The 20155-nt window shown below is 62.0% G+C and carries 17 protein-coding genes; all 17 read left to right on the forward strand.

The window, feature by feature from the left end; all coding sequences use genetic code 11:
- Window positions 1-336, forward strand: a complete 336-nt coding sequence (locus tag DFT_RS26535; RefSeq protein WP_200907065.1) for a hypothetical protein — start codon at window positions 1-3, stop codon at window positions 334-336.
- A complete protein-coding gene (locus DFT_RS15610; RefSeq protein WP_054032074.1) occupies window positions 333-3317 on the forward strand; it encodes a putative baseplate assembly protein in 2985 nt (994 codons plus the stop codon). The genes DFT_RS26535 and DFT_RS15610 overlap by 4 nt, the downstream gene beginning before the upstream one ends.
- Window positions 3318-3460: 143 nt before the next feature.
- Window positions 3461-5812 carry a right-handed parallel beta-helix repeat-containing protein gene (locus DFT_RS15615; RefSeq protein ID WP_054032075.1) on the forward strand — a complete coding sequence of 784 codons (2352 nt, stop codon included), beginning with the start codon at window positions 3461-3463 and terminating at the stop codon, window positions 5810-5812.
- A 305-nt stretch (window positions 5813-6117) separates the two neighbouring features.
- Entirely contained in the window at window positions 6118-7470 is a 1353-nt protein-coding gene (locus tag DFT_RS15620; protein WP_054032076.1) for a DUF6519 domain-containing protein, read from the forward strand.
- Between the two features lie 119 nt (window positions 7471-7589).
- Entirely contained in the window at window positions 7590-9275 is a 1686-nt protein-coding gene (locus DFT_RS15625) for an eCIS core domain-containing protein (protein WP_054032077.1), read from the forward strand.
- Window positions 9272-10000: a hypothetical protein gene (locus DFT_RS15630; protein ID WP_152972017.1), complete on the forward strand. Its 729-nt coding sequence runs from the start codon at window positions 9272-9274 to the stop codon at window positions 9998-10000. The genes DFT_RS15625 and DFT_RS15630 overlap by 4 nt, the downstream gene beginning before the upstream one ends.
- Window positions 10001-10051: 51 nt before the next feature.
- Entirely contained in the window at window positions 10052-10159 is a 108-nt protein-coding gene (locus DFT_RS27340) for a glycosyl hydrolase 108 family protein (RefSeq protein WP_076750588.1), read from the forward strand.
- A gap of 303 nt (window positions 10160-10462) precedes the next feature.
- Window positions 10463-12595 carry an eCIS core domain-containing protein gene (locus DFT_RS15635; protein ID WP_054032079.1) on the forward strand — a complete coding sequence of 711 codons (2133 nt, stop codon included), beginning with the start codon at window positions 10463-10465 and terminating at the stop codon, window positions 12593-12595.
- A 13-nt stretch (window positions 12596-12608) separates the two neighbouring features.
- Window positions 12609-13211 carry a hypothetical protein gene (locus tag DFT_RS15640; RefSeq protein WP_054032080.1) on the forward strand — a complete coding sequence of 201 codons (603 nt, stop codon included), beginning with the start codon at window positions 12609-12611 and terminating at the stop codon, window positions 13209-13211.
- A 282-nt stretch (window positions 13212-13493) separates the two neighbouring features.
- Window positions 13494-13652, forward strand: a complete 159-nt coding sequence (locus DFT_RS27345) for a Tn3 family transposase (RefSeq protein ID WP_152972058.1) — start codon at window positions 13494-13496, stop codon at window positions 13650-13652.
- A gap of 412 nt (window positions 13653-14064) precedes the next feature.
- Window positions 14065-15858 (forward strand): hypothetical protein, encoded by a 1794-nt coding sequence (locus DFT_RS15645; RefSeq protein ID WP_054032081.1) that lies wholly within the window; start codon window positions 14065-14067, stop codon window positions 15856-15858.
- Between the two features lie 45 nt (window positions 15859-15903).
- A complete protein-coding gene (locus tag DFT_RS27000) occupies window positions 15904-16038 on the forward strand; it encodes a hypothetical protein (protein WP_268750677.1) in 135 nt (44 codons plus the stop codon).
- A gap of 65 nt (window positions 16039-16103) precedes the next feature.
- On the forward strand, window positions 16104-16892 hold the full coding sequence (locus DFT_RS15650; protein WP_054032082.1) for an SDR family oxidoreductase: 789 nt from the start codon (window positions 16104-16106) through the stop codon (window positions 16890-16892).
- A gap of 318 nt (window positions 16893-17210) precedes the next feature.
- Window positions 17211-17576 (forward strand): rhodanese-like domain-containing protein, encoded by a 366-nt coding sequence (locus DFT_RS27350; RefSeq protein WP_054032083.1) that lies wholly within the window; start codon window positions 17211-17213, stop codon window positions 17574-17576.
- 381 nt (window positions 17577-17957) lie between these two features.
- Window positions 17958-18092, forward strand: coding sequence for a hypothetical protein (locus tag DFT_RS27005; protein WP_268750678.1), 135 nt, complete (start codon window positions 17958-17960; stop codon window positions 18090-18092).
- A 252-nt stretch (window positions 18093-18344) separates the two neighbouring features.
- Complete coding sequence (locus tag DFT_RS15660; protein ID WP_054032084.1) at window positions 18345-18875, forward strand: helix-turn-helix domain-containing protein; 531 nt, start codon at window positions 18345-18347, stop codon at window positions 18873-18875.
- Between the two features lie 76 nt (window positions 18876-18951).
- Window positions 18952-20154, forward strand: a complete 1203-nt coding sequence (locus tag DFT_RS15665) for an efflux RND transporter periplasmic adaptor subunit (RefSeq protein ID WP_054032085.1) — start codon at window positions 18952-18954, stop codon at window positions 20152-20154.
- Window position 20155 lies beyond the last annotated feature (1 nt).

A 20155-nucleotide genomic window follows, 5' to 3' on the forward strand; every position in this document is an offset into this window, starting at 1 on the left:
GTGAAGGAGCATTACCTGCGCGGCCACGTCAAGGCCGCCCTGTTGGATCTCTTCAGCAACCGGCGCCTGCCCGACGGCAGCCTGGGCCTGTTCCATCCCGACCGGCTGAGCTTCGGCGACGGCGTCTACTTGAGCGCCCTGGCCGCCGCGGCCCAGGCCGTGGAGGGGGTCCAGAACGTGGAGATCCGGCGCCTGGAGCGTCTGCAGGAAGGCTCCAACCAGGAGCTGCAAAACGGCGTGCTGCCCCTTTCACCCTATGAGATCGCGCGCCTGGACAACGACCCCAGCCGGCCCGAAAACGGCCGTTTGACCCTTGAGATGAGAGGTGGACGATGAACAACCGCTGCCCCGACTGCTGCCACCCCGAACGCATCGATGCCCGCTTCTGCGGCTGCTGCGAGGGCATCGCGGCGGTAACGCCCCTGGCCCTGTTCAACCGGCCGGGGCTGACCCGGTTGCGCTACCGTATGGGCACTCATGGCGAAATTCTTTCGAGCATGCTCGCGCGCCTGTCGAGCCGTGATTACCCGGCCCTGGCCGAGCTCACCACCCGCGATACCGATGACCCGTCCATCGCCCTGCTGGATGGATGGGCCGTGGTGGCCGACGTGCTCACATTCTACCAGGAGCGCATCGCCAACGAGGGCTACCTGCCCAGCGCCATCGAACGGCGCTCCATCCTGGAGCTGGCGCGCCTGGTGGGTTACAAGCTGCATCCCGGCGTGGCGTCCAGCGTCTTCGTGGCCTACACTCTGGATGAAAAGTTCGAGGAGGAGACCACCATCCCGGCGGGCAGCCGCAGCCAGAGCGTCCCGGCGGCCGGAGAGCTGCCCCAGTCCTTTGAAACTTCGGAGGATCTGAAGGCGCGGGCCCTGTGGAACAACCTCAAGCCGCGTCTGAGCCGGCCCCAGACGGCAAACGCCATCCGCAACTATGATGCGAACAACACGCCCCGGCCGCAGGTCTGGCTGGCGGGCGTCACCACCAACCTCAAGCCCAACGACCCCCTGCTCATCGACTTCGGCGGCGGCATCCCCGAGTTTTTCCGCGTGCACCGGGTGACCCCCGACAACGGCGCGGACCGCACACTGGTGAATCTGGCCCAGCCCGTGGCCGCGACGCCCGGGGGCTCGGCCCAGCAGCGCGAGATCATCACGGCCCTGACCCAGAGAGCCTCCCTGCAGCCGCGCAACGCCCTGCGGCTGCCGCGCGCCCTCAAGCAGCAGTTCCGCTCCAGGGCCGAGACCGGCTACGCCGCGGTCAAGGCCTTTGCCCCGGTACTCAAACAGACCCTTTCCAAGGCCGCGGCCAATGCCCGGGTCTCTTCGCCCAGCCCCATCCGGGTCTGGGCCCTGCGGCGCACCCTGTCGCTCTTCGGCCACAGCCATCCCGGCACGCCCAACTACACGCCGGGCGAAGGCGGCACGCTCTCGGTGACCAGCTACACCCAACCCACTCTGGGCACGATCTGGCCCGGTGCGTTCATCGGCAGCCAGAACATCCCCACCCTGGCCGTGGAGCCCCAGGATGAAAACATCGCCGAAGCAAGCTGGATCGCCGTGCGCTACCCCGTGCTCAACGCCAACTGCGAGGTGACGGGATGGACCCACTCGGTGCACCGTGTGGACGGGGTGCAGCTCACCTCCTTAAGCGCGCTGGGCACCTCGGGCAAGGTCAATCTGCTGGAGCTGGCCGCGGGCAACGGCTGGCTCAGGGAGCTTTCTGCCGGAGATTTCGACCGCTACATGAGCTGCGAGCCCCTGCTGCGCAACACGACGGTGCTGGCCAAGACCGAGGCCCTGGAACTGGCCGAAGCGCCCATCGAAAATCTGATATGCGGTGGCATGGAGGACCTCATCGAACTGAACGGCTTTTACGAGGGTCTGGAATCGGGGCGCTGGGTGATCGTCGCCGGCGAGCGCGACCTGCCCGGCACCGAAGGCGTGCGCTTCAGCGAGCTGGCCATGCTGGCCGCCGTGACCCAGGATGTGGACTGGTCCCTGTCCAGCAGCGGTGAGCAGACTCACACCTTCATCCAGCTGGCCGAAGCGCTCGAGTACTGCTTCAAACGCGACACGGTGACCATCTATGGCAACGTGGTCAAGGCCACCCACGGCGAGACGCGCCGCGAGGTGCTGGGCGGCGGCGACGGCGCCAAGGCCATGCAGCGCTTTGCCCTCAAGCAAAAGCCGGTGACCTATACGGCGGCGGCCAATCCCAGGGGGGTGGACAGCTCCCTGGAAGTGCGCGTCAATGAGGTGCGCTGGCACGAGGCCGAGGCCCTGTCGGGCCTGGCGCCCACGGACCGGCGCTTCGTCACCCAGACCGACGACGAAGACCAGACCACGGTGATCTTCGGCAATGGCCAGCAGGGGGCGCGCCTGCCCACGGGTACGGAGAATGTCAAGGCCCGGTACCGCACGGGCATCGGCCGGCCCGGCAATGTCAAGGCCGGCCAGATCAGCCTGCTGGCCGACCGGCCCCTGGGGGTCAAGGAGGTGATCAACCCCTTGCGCGCTTCGGGCGGCGCGGACCGCGAAAACCGCGACCAGGCGCGCAAGCACGCGCCCCTTGCGGTCACGGCCCTGGACCGCCTGGTGTCGGTGCGCGACTACGCCGACTTTGCGCGCACCTTCGCCGGCATCGGAAAGGCATGCGCCGTGGAACTGAGCACGGGCCGCAAACCCCTGGTGCATGTGACCATCGCCGGCGCCGACGACATTCCCATCGACGAGACCAGTGATCTCTTCATCAACCTGGAGCGCGCCCTGCGCAGCCTGGGCGATCCTTTTCAGCCCGCACAGGTGGCCGTACGCGAGCTGCTGTTGATGGTGATCAGCGCCAGGGTGCGCATCGATCCCGACTACCTCTGGGAGGATGTGGCCGCGCGCCTGCGGGCGGCTCTTCTGGCGGCCTTCGGCTTCGAGGCCCGGGAGCTGGGCCGGCACGTATTTCTGAGCGAGGTCTACGCCGTGACGCAGGCCGTGCGCGGGGTGGTCTACGTGGACATCGACAGTTTCGGCGGGGTGCCCGAAAAGATCAGCGACTACACCGGTGAGCGCCGCCTGCTGACCCCCGACGAGGTCACCGATGCGGTCTTCTGCATCGCCGATCCGGCCGCCTGCGAATACGAGGGCCACACCACGGCCGCCCTGCGCGTGACGACCCGACTACGTGGCCCAGGCGCGGGCATCGCGGCCCAGGTCCTGCCGGTCAATTGCGCCGGCTTCGATGGTCTCCGGACCTATCCGGCCCAGCTGGCCCTGCTGTCCGCCGAGCTGCCGGATACCCTGATCCTTAACCCGATAGCCGATTGAGGACGCTGGGACGGCACTGTATTGCATTCTTCTTCGTGCCCTTCGTGTCCTTCGTGGTTCGCGTCATATGGATTCAAGCACCACGAAGGACACGAAGGAAAAACTGCTGCCGAAGCCCGAGCGGAAAAGGAAGGGCAAGCCCTATGAAGGACGACCGTATCAACCGATTGTATGATCTGCTGCCGCCCATCTATCGCATGAAGGACGCCGAACAGGGAAGGCAGCTGGAGGCCCTGCTGCAGGTGATCAGCGAACAGGTCGACCTGTTGGAAGATGACATCGGCCGGCTCTACGACAACTGGTTCATCGAGACCTGCCAGGATTGGGTGGTGCCCTACCTGGGGGCCCTGGTGGGCTACACCGCCGTGCCCGCCGCCGGCCTGCCCGCCAGGGCCGACACGCCCCAGGCGCGCCGGCTCAACCAGGTGCTCATCCCGCGCCGGGAGGTGGCCAACACCATCCGCAACCGCCGCCGCAAGGGCACATTGGCCCTGCTGGAGGAGCTGGCCCGGGACGTGGCCGCCTGGCCGGCCCGGGCCGCGGAGGGATACCGCCTGCTGAGCTTCACCCAGGCTCTCAACCACCAGCGACCCCATTGGGGCCGGACCTTGGATGTGCGCGACGGCGAGCTTTTGGATCTGCTGCACACGCCCTTTGATCGCAGCGCCCACACGGTGGATGTGCGCCGGGTCAACTCGGCGCGCACCATGGGATACCACAACCTGCCGGCCGTGGCCCTGTTCGTCTGGCGTTTAAAGTCCTATTCGGTCACCGCCACCCCGGCCTACTACCTGGAGGCCGTCAGCTCCACGGCCGGCCCCCACTGCTACAGTTTCAGCATCCTGAGAAACGACACGCCTTTATATATCGCGCCCGAGGCCGAGAGCGACCCCGCCCACATCGCCGATGAATTCAACCTGCCCGTGCCCATCCGGCGGCGGCTGCTGGCCGAACAGAAAGGGCGTCTATACGGCCCGAACAGGAGCCTGCAGCTCTTTCGCGGCGTCAAGCAGGGCGACCAAGTGGTGCAGGAACCCATCCCGGCCCATCAGATCGTGGTGGCCGATTTGAGCCATTGGCACGTTTACGCCCCCCGGCCGCGCACCGTGGCCGTGGACCCCGAACTGGGACGCATCGCCTTTCCCGAGCGCCAGTGGCCCGAACACGGCGTGTGGGTGCGCTACCACTACGGCTTCAGCATGGACATGGGCGGCGGCGAGTATGAGCGGCCCATCTTCCAGCCCGATGCGGCCAAGCTCTATCGCGTGGGCCGCCAGGAGATGCACAAGACCATCAACGCGGCCCTGACCCAGTGGCGCCAGGACTCCAATGAAACCGCCGTGGCCCACGCCGTCATCGAAATCAACGACAGCGGGGTCTACGTGGAGCCCATCGCCATCCGCTTCAAGCCGGGACAGCAGAGCCTTACGCTGCGCGCGGCCAACCGCAGGCGCCCGGTAATCCGCCTGCTGGACTGGCAGACCGATCAGCCCGACGCCCTGACCATCACGGGCGCCCAGGGCAGCCGCTTTACCCTGGACGGCCTGCTGATCACCGGCCGCGGCGTGCGCGCCCATGGGGATCTGGCCGAGCTGACCATCCGCCACACCACCCTGGTGCCGGGTTGGAGCCTGGGCCACGACTGCAGCCCCCAGCGCGCCACCGGCGCCAGCCTGGAGATCGAAAGCCCCAAGGTCTGCGTGCGCATCGAACACAGCATCGTGGGCGCCATCCAAGTGGACCCTGATCTGGTGCGGCCCCTTGAACCTGGGGATTCAGACGACGCCGACGACACGCCTTCCCCCGACGACGACAATGTGGAAATCCCCGTGCGGCCGGCCGCCGAAACGGCTCTTGCGGCGCGCTGCAGGGGCATCGGCCGGGGCGTGCGTCTTGATCCCATCCGCATCTGCATCGCCGACACCATCGTCGATGCCACCGATCCCGAACATGAAGCCCTGGGATCGCCGGGATGTCCCGTGGCCCACGCCGTGGTGACCATTGTGCGCAGCACCATCTTCGGCCGCATCCAGGCCCACGCCGTAGAACTGGGCGAAAACAGCATCTTCATGGGCGTCATGAGCGTGGTGCGGCGCCAGATCGGCTGCCTGCGCTTCAGTTACGTGACCCCCGGCTCGCGCACCCCGCGACGCTACAACTGCCAGCCCGATCTGGTGGTGCAGGCCAAAAACCGGGAGCTGCTGTCCCTGGTCCCCACCCGGCCCCTCACGGCCCGGCAGCGCGCCCAGATCCAGCAGGCCCAGGAGATGGAGATGCGCCGCGTGACGCCCCACTTCGACAGCGTGCGCTACGGCCAGCCCGAATACTGCAGGTTATCGCGCTATTGCGTGGATGAGATCATACGCGGCGCCGACGATGAATCGGAGATGGGCGTCTTCCACGATCTGTTCCAGCCCCAGCGCAGCGCCAGCCTGCGGGTGCGCATGGATGAGTACATCCCGGCGGGGATGGATGTGGGGGTGGTTTTCCCTTAATCCGTTGGCACGTCTGCCCGTGGCCCGTTCAGCCCGTTGGGCGGAAATGACCAGAGCAAGCAATTGGGCGAAAACCCAAAAGGCTGACGGCGAAAAAGCGAACACTGGATGCGCTTCACAAATCGCGGTGTAACATCGGCCAATCCGTAAACAGGTGTGGCAAGACCCAAGACTATGAATAATTAAATTATAAATACAGATAGTTAATCCAATTCACCCGACAGCCCGCCCATGTAGACGCCCAGGTGAAAAGCCAACGGGCAACGGGCCAACGGAGACACGGGCTCACGTACAAGGAGGCAAGCATGGAAGACTACAGGATTCGGATGGCCACGATGCGCGGCGAGTTCCGCGGTGATGTGACCCGGGACACTTTCGATTTTCAGCATCGCTTTTCCCGGGTGTTGCTGCAGCAGGGCCGCGTGCAGCTGGATGCGGATTTCAACGAGCAGGTCTCCATCATGGCGCACTTCCTGCGGGGCCTGGCCGTGGACCTCATGGGCCCGCACGCCGCGGCGGCCGGCACCGACGGCGAGCGGACCAATCACTTCCAGGTGAGCGTGCCCGAGGGTGATGAGCATCTGGCGGTGGCGCCGGGGATCTACTATGTCAACGGCATTCGCTGTGAAAATCTCGAAGAAATCCAGGTGCTGATCCCCGACGAGCCCGCCGTGCACTTGGTTTACCTGGATGTGTGGGAGCGCCACATCGCCGCCGTGGAGGAGGATTACATCCGGGAGGCGGCGTTAAACGGCCCGGATACCGCCACCCGGGCCAGGATCGAGTGGCAGGTGAAGCTGCTGCCCAACGTCACCCTGGAGGATCGGCGCTATGCCACCTTCCTGGCCGCCCTGGAGGAGATCTCCAGGCCCGGCACTGGCCACATCCGCGCCCGGGCCCGGCTTCGGGACGAAACATCTCTGGAGCCGTGCCTTACCGATCCCGAGGCGCGCTACCGCGGCCCCGAAAATCAGCTCTACCGCGTGGAGATCCACCGGGGCGGCCAGAGTCGCACGGCCACCTTCAAGTGGTCCCGGGAAAACGGCTCGGTCTACTTTCCCATCGTCAAGCCCGTGGCCGGCCGCATCGTCACCCTGGCCCATCTGGGTCGCGACACGCGCTTCGGACTCAAGCCCGACGACTGGGTCGAGATCATGGACGACGAGGAGGCCCTGACCCCCGAGCGGCCGCCCCTTTTGCAGGTGGAGTCGGTGGACCCCGACACCTTCGAGGTGACCCTTAAGGAGGAGCCCTCCTCGGGGCGCATCGGCACCGAGATGCACAAACATCCCTACCTGCGGCGCTGGGATCACAAAAGCGACTCGGCCGACGGCGTGGCCGTCACCGAAAGTTCCGAGCGAACGCCGAAGTGGATCGATTTGGAAGACGGCGTCCAGATCCAGTTTTTGGCTTCGGGGCGGGGACAAGCTCCCAAACGTTACGGCGTGGGCGATTACTGGATCATCCCGGCGCGCACCATCACCGGCGACGTGGAGTGGCCCGGCCCGGTCAATGATCCCCAATTCCTGCCGGCCCACGGCATCGTGCACCACTACGCGCCCCTGGCCACCATTACCAGAAGCCCCAATAACACCTTCAGCGTCGACGACCTGCGGCGCTGGCTCACCAAGATCTGGCAGGATGCCGGTGATATGTAGGTTTGGAGGTGATCCACCGGCTGCATCGCGGTGGCCGTCGGTGAAGTGGCGCGGCCGACAATATTGGCAACTGGTAGTGACCCCCGTCGCCGGGACCTGAATGAGAGGACCGACTCAACATGCATCGATTCAGCCCCAAGGCAACCCTCAAAGACCGGCCCCACTCGAAACTCTTCGCAGGGTTGGGCAGGCGCCGGAGCCATAACCTGCGCCTGAAATTGTCGCCGGACGCCCAAGGGGCGTGGGCCGCCCATCAGAGTGTGCGGTCGTCAGGGTCACGTGCATCGATCCACGCTCCCCATGCCCCGGCCATTCCTGGCTTTGCCCACGACTTTTCCATGATGCCGCCAAGCGTCGCCGAGACCGATGCGGTACAGCCCAAACTTGTGATCGACACTCCCGGGGATCGCTTTGAAAAAGAAGCAGACCAGGTCGCGGACAAGATCATGGCCCTGGCCCAGGACCCCGGTGCCCCGGAAGAACTGGGCCGCGGCCACGCCCCAGAGGCACCATTCCAGATGCGTCCGACCCCGCTCATGCCGGGAAACAACTCGCTGGGGGGCGGCGGTCAGGCCGTGCCCAATCCTGCGCGCAGTCGCCTTGAGCAAGGGTTTGGATACGATTTCAGCGCCGTGAGGATTCACACCGACCAGACCGCGGCGCAGTCGGCCGCTGGGCTACAGGCACGGGCCTACACCACGGGATCCCACATCGCCTTTTCCACGGGGCAGTTCGCGCCTCACACCTCCGCCGGCATGCGGCTTTTGGCCCATGAACTGGCCCATGTGGTGCAACAGTCCCAGGCAGGATCTGCCTTGACTGCCTCTTCTCAGGGCGGATATGGGCCACCCTCCCCGGCGGCGCCTGCCCTGCGGGCGCCTCTGGGCATCCAACGACAGTGTTTTCCCACCAATCGCTATCCTGGAAACCTCCCCCACGAGTTGATCGAAGACGACTATCAGGCCCGCATCAATCCGGTTTCCGCCACCGAATACGCCATTCCGGGCTCGGGGCCCACCGGCGGCACCGGCTATGCGGACATCGCCGATCTGGCCCTGCATCATATCTACGAGATCAAAACCTATCCGGGCGGCCCCCAAGGGGTCATCGAAGCGGCGCGCTACGCGGCCCAGGCCACCATCCACTGCGGCACCCCACCCGATTGGTTTCCGGGACTGTTGTATCCCGATTCGGTCATCCCGGTGAACTCCACCACCGAATTGGTGGCCAAACAGTACCTCGGCGTCGGACCGGGGCACCCCACCTGGCCGGGTGTCGTGGTCTACTACACCCGGCGCAGACGCCGCCGTCGCGTGCCCCAGCCCGTGCGGATTCCCGTTTGGGTGATTGTTCTGTTGTTCCTGTTGTTTTTGATCGCCCTGGCCATCGCGCTGCTGGAGCCCACACCGGCCGGAGAATTGATCTGGGCCGCGGCCCTGATCCTGGTATTGCTCAATCTGGGCGTCATCGGTGGAGATGACGGGTCGACCGTGGCCGCTTTGTCGCCCGATATTCCGCCTCCACCCATGGAGGTTGCCGCCGGCGGCGACCTGGAGGCAGGGTTGCGAGGCCTCATCACGGATAACATCGACCTCATCGCCCGCATGCCCAGCGCCGTGGAGGGCGACTTTTCCGAGGCGGATGTGCGCCGTGTCAAACAGATGGGCGAGGCCGCCTACGCCCGCATCCAACGCGCCGATCCTGATGATCCGCTCCTCGCCGGAGTCAACAGCGCTTTGGAGGGCCTGCTGCCTTATGTGCGTCAGGCGGAAACCATGGCCCGGGCGCGACGATGGATATCATGACGACCATCATCCACTGGCTCGATCCACTCATCGACTTCTTGGGCGCCGATACCGCACTACGGCATGCCCTGGACACCCATCTGGCGGCGGAGCTCAAGCACCAGGCCGGGATCGAGGCCCACGCCGGCTTTGTCCTGCTGCCGGAGAACGACCATTTTGAAACCGAACAGCGCCCCGATGGGGTGATGGCCGTGACGGCCATGCTGGTGGGGCCGGATGCCTGGGCCGAGCCCGTTGTGCTATGTTGGCGCGGAATGGCGCCGGCAAAGGATGCGACGCCGGACACCCCCCGAATGTTTCAGGCCTGGTGGGAAGAGCTGCCGGCAAGTGCCTTACGGGAGCGATACGGCGGGGTGATAGAGCACCGCCAAGAGGCCTCGGTGCCCTTTGCGGTGACGGTCACTGCCCTGGCCTGGCCCGATGCCTGGATCGAGATCCGGACGGACCGCCCCTTGACGGAGCGCGCCGTGAAGCGCCTTGAAAAACACCTGGAGCAGCGGCGCGCCGGCTGGAACGTTGCCCATCCGGACCAGCTGATCCATAATTTCGGCGGCTACCGGCACATCGGGCCGCGGCGCCTTGAATTCTACATCGACTTCGGCAAGGCACCCAAGGAGGAATTGACAAGCTGGATCCAGGCTATCGCAGATGCACCCTTGGGCGCGGAGATTCTCCAACTGCTGGTACGTGGGTATCCCACTGAAGCCGAAAACGGAAACCAATGAAATAAAGGAAGAGGGGTCATCATGGCCGACTTTCAACCCGCCTTTGAATAGATGATTCGCAACGAAGGCGGCTACAAACTGCACACCGTCGCCAGCGACCGCGGGGGTCAGACCTTTGCAGGCATCGCGCGCAATTTCCATCCCAACTGGCCGGGATAGCGCTTCATTGACGCCAATGACCTGGACAATGCGGAGCTCACCCAGCGCGTGCGCGAATTTTACAAGGCCCAGTTCTGGGACAGGACAGGATCAGCCGGGACGGCATTCAGAACCAGAGCATCGCCGGCATGCGCAGCTTCGACGAGGTCAAGGGGACCCGGACCGACAGCATCAAATCGCGACAATAAAAGGTCGCGCATTGGTCCGCCATGACGAAACCCCATGGTATGTGTGGCGGCCATTCCCGGCAACCTCTGATCCTCTAAGCATTTACCATGGTAAGGCGTACCCTGGAGGCAGCCCATGCAACGTTTAAAAGCGCGTCGCAACCCGCGCAACCCATCGGTACCTGCCGGCGCTGAGCACACGCGGGGGCTGATCCGCCGGGTTAACCACGGGTCGACCCCCGAGACTGAAGTGTCCCACGGCGCCCAGATCCCGGCTGCCGAGGCAGCGGCGCAAGACAACTCCCATGACATGGGCATCACACGGTTCAGCTTCGACCTCAGTGCGGTGCGTGCACTCCCGCATCCGCGCGCGATTCAGATGAAACGCCGTGGCCGCGCTCCGGGCGACGCCTTTGAACAAGAGGCAGAGCATATCGCAGGGCAGGTCATGGGCATGCCCGGAGCCGTTCAGCCAGTGAACGCCGTCACCGGGATGCCGGCCCAAACGTGTGGGAGCCCGCTTCACCCAAAGGCACTGCCGATCCGCGGGCTCAATCCAAACTCCCCATCCCCGACAACATCGCCCCCCACCGTGCCTCCGTCCCAAGGCCGCTCCCTGAGCCCGGCCGCCCGCGAATTCATGGAGCCGCGCTTCGGTCATCCATTCGGCCAAGTCAGGGTCCACACCGATGACCAGGCGGCCCAATCGGCCGATGCCCTTTCGGCCCGTGCTTATACCTTCGGCCGGCACATCGTATTCGGAGCAAGCCAGTATGCGCCGGAAACCATCATGGGGCGGCACCTGCTGGCCCATGAGCTGGTGCACGTGCTCCAGCAGCAAAATGTGTTTCCGCGCGTTCAGCGCACCCTCAACGACGGCCACGACCTGAACTCCAATCGCTTCAGGGGCAATATCGAGCTGGAGAAGGCCTATGATGACGAGACGGTGATCGAAAACGGCGATACCGGCCTGCACGTTACCATCCTGCAGCAGGCCCTGGTGGACGCCGGCTTCCCCCTTGTGATCCATGGCGTGGACGGCCGTTTCGGCGATGAGACCGAACAGGCCGTGGAGGACTTTCAAACCTCAAAGGGTCTGACAGGTCCCGATGTCGACGGCGAGGTGGGGCCCATCACCATGAACCTGCTGGACCAGCACTTTCTCCACCATGCGCCCGAGCGCGCCATTGCAGCCAATCCGGCCCGGCCCCTGATGGAGGGCACGCGGGCGCTTTCGGCCACGGAGCAATCCGCCGCGACCCGCGCCATCACCACCGAGGTACGCACGCCCACCGGCGCTCTGCCGACCTTCAGCCGCACCATCGTCAGCCATGCGGACCCCTACGAGGTGCGCATTCGCAATCGCTTGAACACGGCCATCACCAACCTGCATACCAACCTGGTGGCGTCGCGCCCGGCGCGCACCGCGGCCAATATGATGACCTCAGCCGATGTGGACCGCCTCTCCCAGCGGGCCAAGGGGGTCACCGACGCGGTCTACGGCCGTTACCGCACCGGTCCCGCCATGGCATTCGGGGTCAACATCTTCGATCAGTTTTTACAGCGCCAGGCCCAGATCGCCGCCTCCACCACCAATGCGGACTGGGCCGCCAATTGGCGCGTTTTGAAGCTGCTCAACGGCGACCGGGGCATTGCCCGCATCGATGAAGAGCATGGCGCCGTGCAGACGCGCGCCGCCGAGTGGGCCCTCATCGCCGGCATCACCGGCTTTCCCAACACGCCGCCGGGGGTCTTGGACTACAATGCCAGCCCGCCCCACGTCACCACGGGTATTGTGGGCACGCGGCGCGCCGAACTGTTGGACATTCACCGCAACTGGCCGGCCTCCGCCGGCGGCGGCCGCATCTTCCTGCAGATGTACCTGGGCGCCACCAACACGGCCAACCGCGACATCATGTACGAGACCTTCGCCACCATCATTCACGAATATATCCATACCCTGGAGCACCCCAATCATGTTACCTATCGCAGGGGCCTGGCCGAACAGCGCGGCGGGTTCGTGCTGCGCGAAGGCATGACCGACTACCTGGCCAAAGTGGTCTGGGACAACCTGAGCTTTGACCCGCCTTTGCGCGCCGCCATCGAAAACCGCTTCCAGGACCCCTTGAATCCCAACGGCCACCCCATCCCCGCGCCGCCGCGCTACCGGGAGTGGGCCAATGCCGAACGCGCCGTGGGCATCGTGGGGATTCGAAACGCCATGGCCGCCTTCTTCCTCGGGCACACCAACTTGATCGGTGGGCCGTGACGCGGATGGCGCCATGATCTTGCACAAAACACCTTGGCGGCGGTGCATCGGAGGCCTGGTGCTCGCCTGCCTGCTCAACTGCGGAGGCAACATGACCCGAAACCAACCCAACGACCCTTGCGCGACGGCCTGGCAGGCCATCAAGGCCCGGGAGTTCCGGGACTGGCACGGCCTGCCGGAGGGGTGCGCCTATGAAAATTTTGACTCTGAATTCAGTCGCTTAAGAGATGAGTACGGTCAGGGAGGACTGGGGCGCAAGTATGTCCCGGCAAGGTACCGTATCCATCTGGCAAAAGGGTATGACCACCATCTCAAGGTGTGGTTTCGGGAAGAGACTATCTCCCTGATCGAGATCGCATATCCAACACTTCCCTATCCCGCCGGGGAGCTGTTACGTCGCCTCGGGGCGCCGGGACTCGAGCTCGATTATCATCTCGATATCATGCCCGTGACCAAGGGGGCATGGGTCTATCCATCCAGGGGTTTAGCTCTTTTTCTTGATGCGGGCCACGGCGCGGTCATGAGCATTGCCCTCTTTCACCCTTGTGATCCAGCGCAATACTTGGATGAGATTCATCCCGACAACCAAGTGAGCGAGTTGTCCCTGCATGAGTGAACCGGCCGGCTATTTGCCCGAAGGTCTCGGCGACCTCGCCGACCCCATGGGCCTCCCACGCCGGGTGCCGCACCCGTTGGGATCAGGATTGGGTCCTCCGGCCACAGCCTGACCCGTGATCTCGTTGCCATTGCTTTCAGGGGTAAAACACAGCCAACCAAATGGTGACACGGTTTGGGTCCGTCCATGAGACCCAATGTTTCATATGTTTTGGAATATTGAGGTTTTTACGCTTCTTGAGGAAGGCGGCCAGGACCACCATCTTGTCTTCCATGGCCGTGGATAAATGGGATTAATCGTCAAAAGCTCTGTAAAGTGCAAGCTGGCCAAAGTTGCCCAAATTCGGATCCAATAATGGCGCTTCGTCCGATTAATTGGGAACTCATTGAAGAACAACTCGATACAATGGTACCCAAGATCAACGGCAGTGAAACCGTGTAGGGGCATGTAAGCGAAATCATGTTCCGGGCCTTGGACACCCGCAAACTGCTGCATAGGGGCCTTGGTTTTGTTGGAAAGGTACAAGGTACCCGTAGAGTTTCTGACCTCCTTTATAAATCCCGTATCCGACGCCAGCCGCCGCCGCGGCACTGCCAGCCGCTATACCCACAGCCACGATCCGGGAATACCCCCCTGGCGTGCATAAAAAGTGTGTACCAAGACTATGCCGCGGTATAATTCCGGCTATTTGGAATTGCCTGGCCCGCGGCATCGTCTCTGGATGCGCGGTTCAGGCTGGACCTATGAACGGGAGCCCGCATCGATGTGATCTGATGTTGCCCTGGGCCTTCCAAGCCCCCCGTAGTCCTTTCACAGGATATTATTCCGCATGGATAAATATTAGACAACCGTCATGGACGACGCGTTTCAGTATGCAAAAAATCACTTACCCCTCGATCGGCTCGAGGTCTTGGCCGTGGACTGCCAGGCAAGCGCCGCCAATCCCGAAAAGGGCCGTCTGCTGGAAATCGGCTTCATGGCCGGCATCGCGGATAGTCCTGTCGATCCCGCAACTTGCCGGTCCTATCTGATCCGGCAACCTGGAGGTCTATCCATCCCGGCGCATGTGGCGAAGATAACGGGCATTTCGGAGGCGGACCTGGATCGGGGCATCACCGACAGCGAGGCGGGCCATATGCTTTTTGAAGCAGCGCGCCGTGTGGCCGCCCGCAATTCATTTTCTCGCTGCCCGACGATCATCCATTATGCGCGCTTTGAACTCCCCTTTTTGTGCCGGCTGCACCGCGACAACGAACCGGCATGTCCTTTTCCACTGGACATTGTTTGCACGCACCGCATCGCTCAACGGCTGCTGCCCGATCTTCCCCGAAAAGGGATCCGTGCATTGGCAGGGTATTTTGGCCACAGTGCACCTATTCTCAAACGCAGCACCGGCCATGCCGTTGCCACGATGGGCATCTGGCAAGATTTAGTGGCCCTGCTCTCTGAAGGATTCGACATTACCACCTATGGGCAGTTGCAGGATTGGCTTACCGTGACCCCGCAGCCCGTGCGCGGAAAAAGGGTATTTCCCATGCCCGCAGCGATCCGCCAGGCCCTTCCAGACCATCCGGGCGTCTACCGGATGCGCAGCCTCGGCGGCGACCTTCTTTATATCGGCAAAGCCAAATCGCTCAAAAAACGGGTCAACGGCTATTTCAGAAGCAGGACACCGCATCCGGAACACATCCTGGAGATGCTCAGCCAGGCCCGGGATATCGATTTTTCCGTGACAGCATCGGCCCTGGAAGCCGCGGTTGTAGAGGCCGATGAGATCAAACACAACCATCCGCCCTACAACAAGGCTCTGCAACCGGGTCAACGCAGCCTCGTCTTTTTCAGCAGGGATCTCAAACGGTATGGCCCCGACAGCAACCCGCAGCTGTGTATCGGGCCGTTGCCCAGCGGCCGAATGGCCGATGCGCTCGCTGCCTTTGATCGCTGGTGGACCAGGCGAAAATCAATCCGGGGGCACGACCTGTTGGCCATCGGCGGCCCTTTGCTGGCGCGGCCCCCGGACCGGCTGCCCGATGTTCAATGCCTGCGAGAAGGATTCGACCTGTTTTACAAAATCCACCAGAGAAGCATGGAGAATCGCACGCCCCTTCGCATGGTCACCGAACTGGGGGCTAAGCTTTGGCGCGAGCGGTTGAACACCAGCACCCTTGAATCGAGAGTACATTTGCAGGTCGAGTGCGACGATGATCCTGAACCGGCAAAGGAGGCAGCCGGCGACGAGGGCGCCTGGACTCCGGAAACAGTCGCCGCCACCCTGGCGGGCATCATCGTGCACAGTGCTCACCTGATCCGGCGCGGCCGCTGGTTTGGCCTGTTGAGCGAGTCGTCGCTGGCATGGGGCTCCGGGGAGGAACCTGACCAGCTCAAGCATCTGGTGGTGTTCGAGCATGGGCGCCTGAGCCATCGGTCGGTGTTACAAATCGGGCAAAGCCCTCCAGTACCGCCGGGGTATCTTCGCTCCTGGAGCGATCGACGAAACAGCCTTGATCTCGCCGCTTATGATCGGATGCGCGTGGTCACGACCGAGCTGCGCAGGCTATTGGACAAGGATCGCAACATCCTCTTGCGATTGGGGCCGAAGGTGAGTTTGTCGTGGTCGGATTTGCACAGGGCTCTTCGGTGGGTATAAACTTCCATCCAAAGTGGGGGTAGGCATACGATAAAGGAGAAGATCATGGCATTTGATTGGACACCGATGAGGGCAGCTCGCCGGCGGCCCTCATTTCTTGACATCGATCGCTTTTTGAAGTTAATTGCGCTCATTGGAACCACCTGTTTTGAAATGATTCTTGATTGGGTGGGCCTTTAGCCCGGAAGATGTGACTCACGACGGTGGTACGCACGATTATCAAATTATCTAAGGGGGTAGACCGAATGGATATCAAAGATAAAGTGGTGGTTGTAACCGGCGGCGCTTCGGGGATCGGCGAAGCGCTGTGCAGAAGATTCGCCCAGACAGGTGCAAAGGGTGTCGTCGTTGCGGATGTGAACGAGGCAGGCGCAACCCGTATTGCCAATGGGATCGAGGGCGCGCTTGCCTTCCGGTGCGATGTCCGCAAAGAAGAAGATATCATCGACCTGGTCCGTTTCACGGAAGAGAAACTCGGCCCCATCGATCTGTTCTGTTCCAATGCGGGTATTCTCGCGATAGGCGGCTACGAAGTCTCCAATGAGGAATGGCAGCGCATCTGGGAAATCAACGTGCTTGCCCACATTTTCGTGGCCAGGGCCGTGATTCCCGGAATGATCGCCCGGGGAGGCGGCGCCATCATGATCACGGCATCCGCCGCCGGGCTGCTCAGCCAGATCGGGTCCATTCCCTACTCCGTTACCAAGCACGCGGCCGTCGGTCTGGCCGAAAGCCTGTCTATCACCTACGGAGACCAGGGGGTCAAAGTCTTTGCACTCTGTCCTCAGGCGGTCCGCACGGCCATGACGGCCGATACGGGCGGCGGAGTTGCCGCCGTAGATGGGATGATGGAACCCGATCAACTGGTCGATGCAGTGGTCGCGGGTCTGGAAAAGGAGGAATTCCTCATTCTGCCTCATCCGGAAGTCAAGCAGTACATGCAGAGAAAAACCGCCGATTATGATCGGTGGCTGTCGGGCATGCGGCGGCTGCAGGCGAGGTTTCTCACGGGAGCGCCGCTGAAGACGAATTGAGGCACTTTTTCTTATGGATGGACTACAGTTTTTCAGTCACGGATGACACTTTGCTCTCCAGACGATTGGATGTCCCTCTACGATAGTCTGCCTTCAAGCTCAGGTGGATGCGGGTGCAGTCCTTTTACATGTGTCAAGTCTCCTTTACCCCATCCATACCACAGGCCGCACTCGATCCAAAAGACCCTACCTTGGATCATCCAGAAACTCGACCGGCTCGATGGTCTCGGGCCGGTCGTTTTTTACCAGGTTGACCGCCCTTGCGCCGAAGCCATCACGATATACAGTGAGAGGGAACCCAACCACGGAGATTGAGTGATGGGGATTCTTCCACGATTCTGGTGGGTGCCTTTGGGAAAGGTGCCTGAGATTGATGCTTCTGCATTGTACCAGGCGCTGAGTGCGGCCCGACGCCCTCAGATACTGGACGTAAGGACCCGGCTGGAGTTCAACAGAGGACATATCGAAGGGGCGGTCCAGGTTCCAATGAGGGAGCTCCGATCACAGGTGGAAACTCTGCCCTTCGATCGACAAAGACCAGTGGTCGCAGTGTGCCTCAGCGCACATCGGAGTATCCCTGCAGTGAGACTGCTGAAGGCACACGGATTTACGGATGTCGCTCAACTGGCGGGCGGCATGATCGCTTGGCGCAGAAAGGGCCTGCCCACACGTTCGCGGGTGTGAACCATTCCTTCGACTGCCGTCACCGTACCGGTTTCTCATGTGGATTCCATATGGCATCGGGTTGCCCCTCGGGATCAGGTACGAAGGACTTCTACAAACTGATCATGTCCTGCCAACACATAATGACCACAGCGCATTATGGGTCATCGCTCAGCCTGAAGACCTTGACAGGGTCTATCTATTCGCAACTGACACCTCGCATTTCAGAACGCCGCCGTGGAATGAGCAGTGCGCCCTGATGGCCCCCTATCATTCGAATGGTGGTTTTGCCCTATCAATACCCATCCAATCGGTCCACATTGCATAACTTCCTTGCGGCCGCATTTTATCGTCAAATGGGAAACGAACAAACAATCGAAAATGCAACCGGAGAGGTGACATATGGACGAGAATACAATTCAAGACTACTTTGACGACAGGAACGACGGACACGTTGACACACGCGAAGCCAATTTCAAATGCGACGCCCCTGATGAGCATCTGGGATGTGATATGGGGATCGACGTCCAGGGATAGATAGGAAAGCATTTGACGGCAGAGCTTCATCATAGGGGAAAAGAGATGCGGTACGCAGATAAAGCGGCACGTATGAAAGGCAGATTCTCAATTGAGGCCCTGCCTTTTTGACCACAAGGGGGGCTGATACCATGCTTTCAAAGCAGGTGCCCAAAATGGGCACCAGGTCTATTGATTCCTGGACTGTTTTTCGTTAAAGCACTGTATTAAACCCTATTTTACTGGATATTTAATCGGGGTAGGTATTCCCTTATGGATCATTCAAGACCAAATAATGGGAATAGACCCAAATCACCGGACGACAGAAAGCCTGCTTGTCCTTTTGACGCGGAAAGCTATGAGAACCATAAATCCGCGATCGCGTTGATCATGGGACACTTTCTGCTTCGGCATCTGAATCTGCTTTACCAGGCCTTCGATGGTGATTTGCTGATGCCCATCGTACTCGGTGAGATTGCTCACCACAATGTCGTCAGATTCTACTCCGGCAAGGGTGACTGTATGGCTGTACGGGATCGCGTAGGACCTGAGTATGAGCCACTGAAGAACCTTGAGCCCAGCAACGCCTTCTCCATCAGTGAGGCAACAGGTATACCCCGGGAGACCGTCAGACGGAAGATTGACAAGCTCATCCAAAGGGGCTGGTTGGTCAAAAACGCCGGAGGAGAGGTTACCATTTCCGACAGCGTGAGTCACCATTTCACGAAGGATTTTAACAAAATTTTGCTCAAAGAACTGCTCGAGGCAAGCGCCTGCATCAACAGGTTGCTGGCTTCAAAATAACTAGCTTTCCCGTTGGACTGATCCATACAATATCGCCTGCCTTACATTCAACCACCAAGTTTGTAGGAGTTCACCCGTGAATTGCATCAAATGGTTGCCCCATGGTGTCCTGTTTCCGAAGGCGGTCTGCTTGAGCTTTGCATTCGGCCTTTTTGTCGGTGTGTTGGCCGGGTGCGATGATCCGAAGGATCGTCAGACGTCGGTTATGGCCGCCGAGGTGACAGTGATGACCCTCGCACCGAAGAATGTGCCGCTGGCACCGGAGTTCGTGGCGCAGGTCAGAAGCTCGCACCACGTCGATGTGGTCGCGCGGGTCAGCGGCTTTCTCGACCGCATCGCCTACAGGGAAGGCAGCCTGGTGAACCCGGGTGATGTGCTGTTTGAAATCGATCCGAAGCCCCTGAAGGTGCAACTTGATGCGGAAAAAGCGGAGTTGGCGCGCACCCGAGCCGAACACTGGATCGCCAGGGTGGAACTGGATCGTATTGGGCCGTTGGCCGAAAGAAACGCGGTGAGCCGGAGCGACCTCGACAATGCCACCAGTCGATTGAGAATCGCTGACGCCATGGTGGACCGGGCTCGGGCAAGGGTCGAAAAAGCGGCGTTGGACCTGGGCTATGCCACCATCAGGAGTCCAATCCGCGGTGTGGCGGGAGAGGCCCTGGTGCGGGAAGGGGCGTTCCTGACCGCCGGGTCGCCGGATGCCAGGCTCACCAGCGTGACCCGCATGGATCCCATTTGGGTGGAGTTCAGCGTCACACAGAACCAATACCTGGGCATGCGCGATCAGTCGAAGCGCGGCAAGGTGGTGTCGCCCGACATGAGCGACTTTGAAGTGGAAGTCGAATTCAGCGACGGCCAGATTTATGCTCCAAAAGGACGCTTCTCTTTCGCCGAGCCGACCTTCAACCAGAATACGGGCACGTTTCAGGTCCGTGTGGAACTGCCCAATCCGGATGGCGCGCTCGTACCGGGCATGGCCGTGCGCGTCAACGTGAAAGGGGCCTTCCGGCCCAATGCCATCGTCATTCCCCAGAGAGCGGTCCAGCAGACCGCCAACGGCCACATGGTCTACGTCGTCAACGACCAGAACGTGGCCGAGGTGCGGCCGGTGGCGATGGGGGCGTGGATCGGCCAGGACTGGGTCGCCGATGAGGGTCTTAAAGCCGGAGACCGTTTGATCGTGGATGGTTTTCAGCGCCTTGCGCCGGGTGCCCTGGTGAAGGTCAGCGAAATGGAAGCTTCTGTGCAAACGGCCGTGCCGGCGGAAAGCAACTGAG

It is taken from the genome of Desulfatitalea tepidiphila (assembly GCF_001293685.1).
Taxonomy (GTDB): Bacteria; Desulfobacterota; Desulfobacteria; order Desulfobacterales; family Desulfosarcinaceae; genus Desulfatitalea; species Desulfatitalea tepidiphila.

What these genes read in the sequence shown, in the direction of transcription:
- DFT_RS27000 (WP_268750677.1), top strand. Translation starts at nt 15,904, where the DNA reads ATGGCATTTGATTGGACACCGATGAGGGCAGCTCGCCGGCGGCCCTCA.
- DFT_RS15620 (WP_054032076.1), top strand. Translation starts at nt 6,118, where the DNA reads ATGGAAGACTACAGGATTCGGATGGCCACGATGCGCGGCGAGTTCCGC.
- DFT_RS15645 (WP_054032081.1), top strand. Translation starts at nt 14,065, where the DNA reads ATGGACGACGCGTTTCAGTATGCAAAAAATCACTTACCCCTCGATCGG.
- DFT_RS15660 (WP_054032084.1), top strand. Translation starts at nt 18,345, where the DNA reads ATGGATCATTCAAGACCAAATAATGGGAATAGACCCAAATCACCGGAC.
- DFT_RS27005 (WP_268750678.1), top strand. Translation starts at nt 17,958, where the DNA reads ATGGACGAGAATACAATTCAAGACTACTTTGACGACAGGAACGACGGA.
- DFT_RS15635 (WP_054032079.1), top strand. Translation starts at nt 10,463, where the DNA reads ATGCAACGTTTAAAAGCGCGTCGCAACCCGCGCAACCCATCGGTACCT.
- DFT_RS15640 (WP_054032080.1), top strand. Translation starts at nt 12,609, where the DNA reads ATGATCTTGCACAAAACACCTTGGCGGCGGTGCATCGGAGGCCTGGTG.
- DFT_RS15625 (WP_054032077.1), top strand. Translation starts at nt 7,590, where the DNA reads ATGCATCGATTCAGCCCCAAGGCAACCCTCAAAGACCGGCCCCACTCG.
- DFT_RS27350 (WP_054032083.1), top strand. Translation starts at nt 17,211, where the DNA reads ATGGGGATTCTTCCACGATTCTGGTGGGTGCCTTTGGGAAAGGTGCCT.
- DFT_RS15615 (WP_054032075.1), top strand. Translation starts at nt 3,461, where the DNA reads ATGAAGGACGACCGTATCAACCGATTGTATGATCTGCTGCCGCCCATC.
- DFT_RS15630 (WP_152972017.1), top strand. Translation starts at nt 9,272, where the DNA reads ATGACGACCATCATCCACTGGCTCGATCCACTCATCGACTTCTTGGGC.
- DFT_RS27340 (WP_076750588.1), top strand. Translation starts at nt 10,052, where the DNA reads ATGATTCGCAACGAAGGCGGCTACAAACTGCACACCGTCGCCAGCGAC.
- DFT_RS15610 (WP_054032074.1), top strand. Translation starts at nt 333, where the DNA reads ATGAACAACCGCTGCCCCGACTGCTGCCACCCCGAACGCATCGATGCC.
- DFT_RS15650 (WP_054032082.1), top strand. Translation starts at nt 16,104, where the DNA reads ATGGATATCAAAGATAAAGTGGTGGTTGTAACCGGCGGCGCTTCGGGG.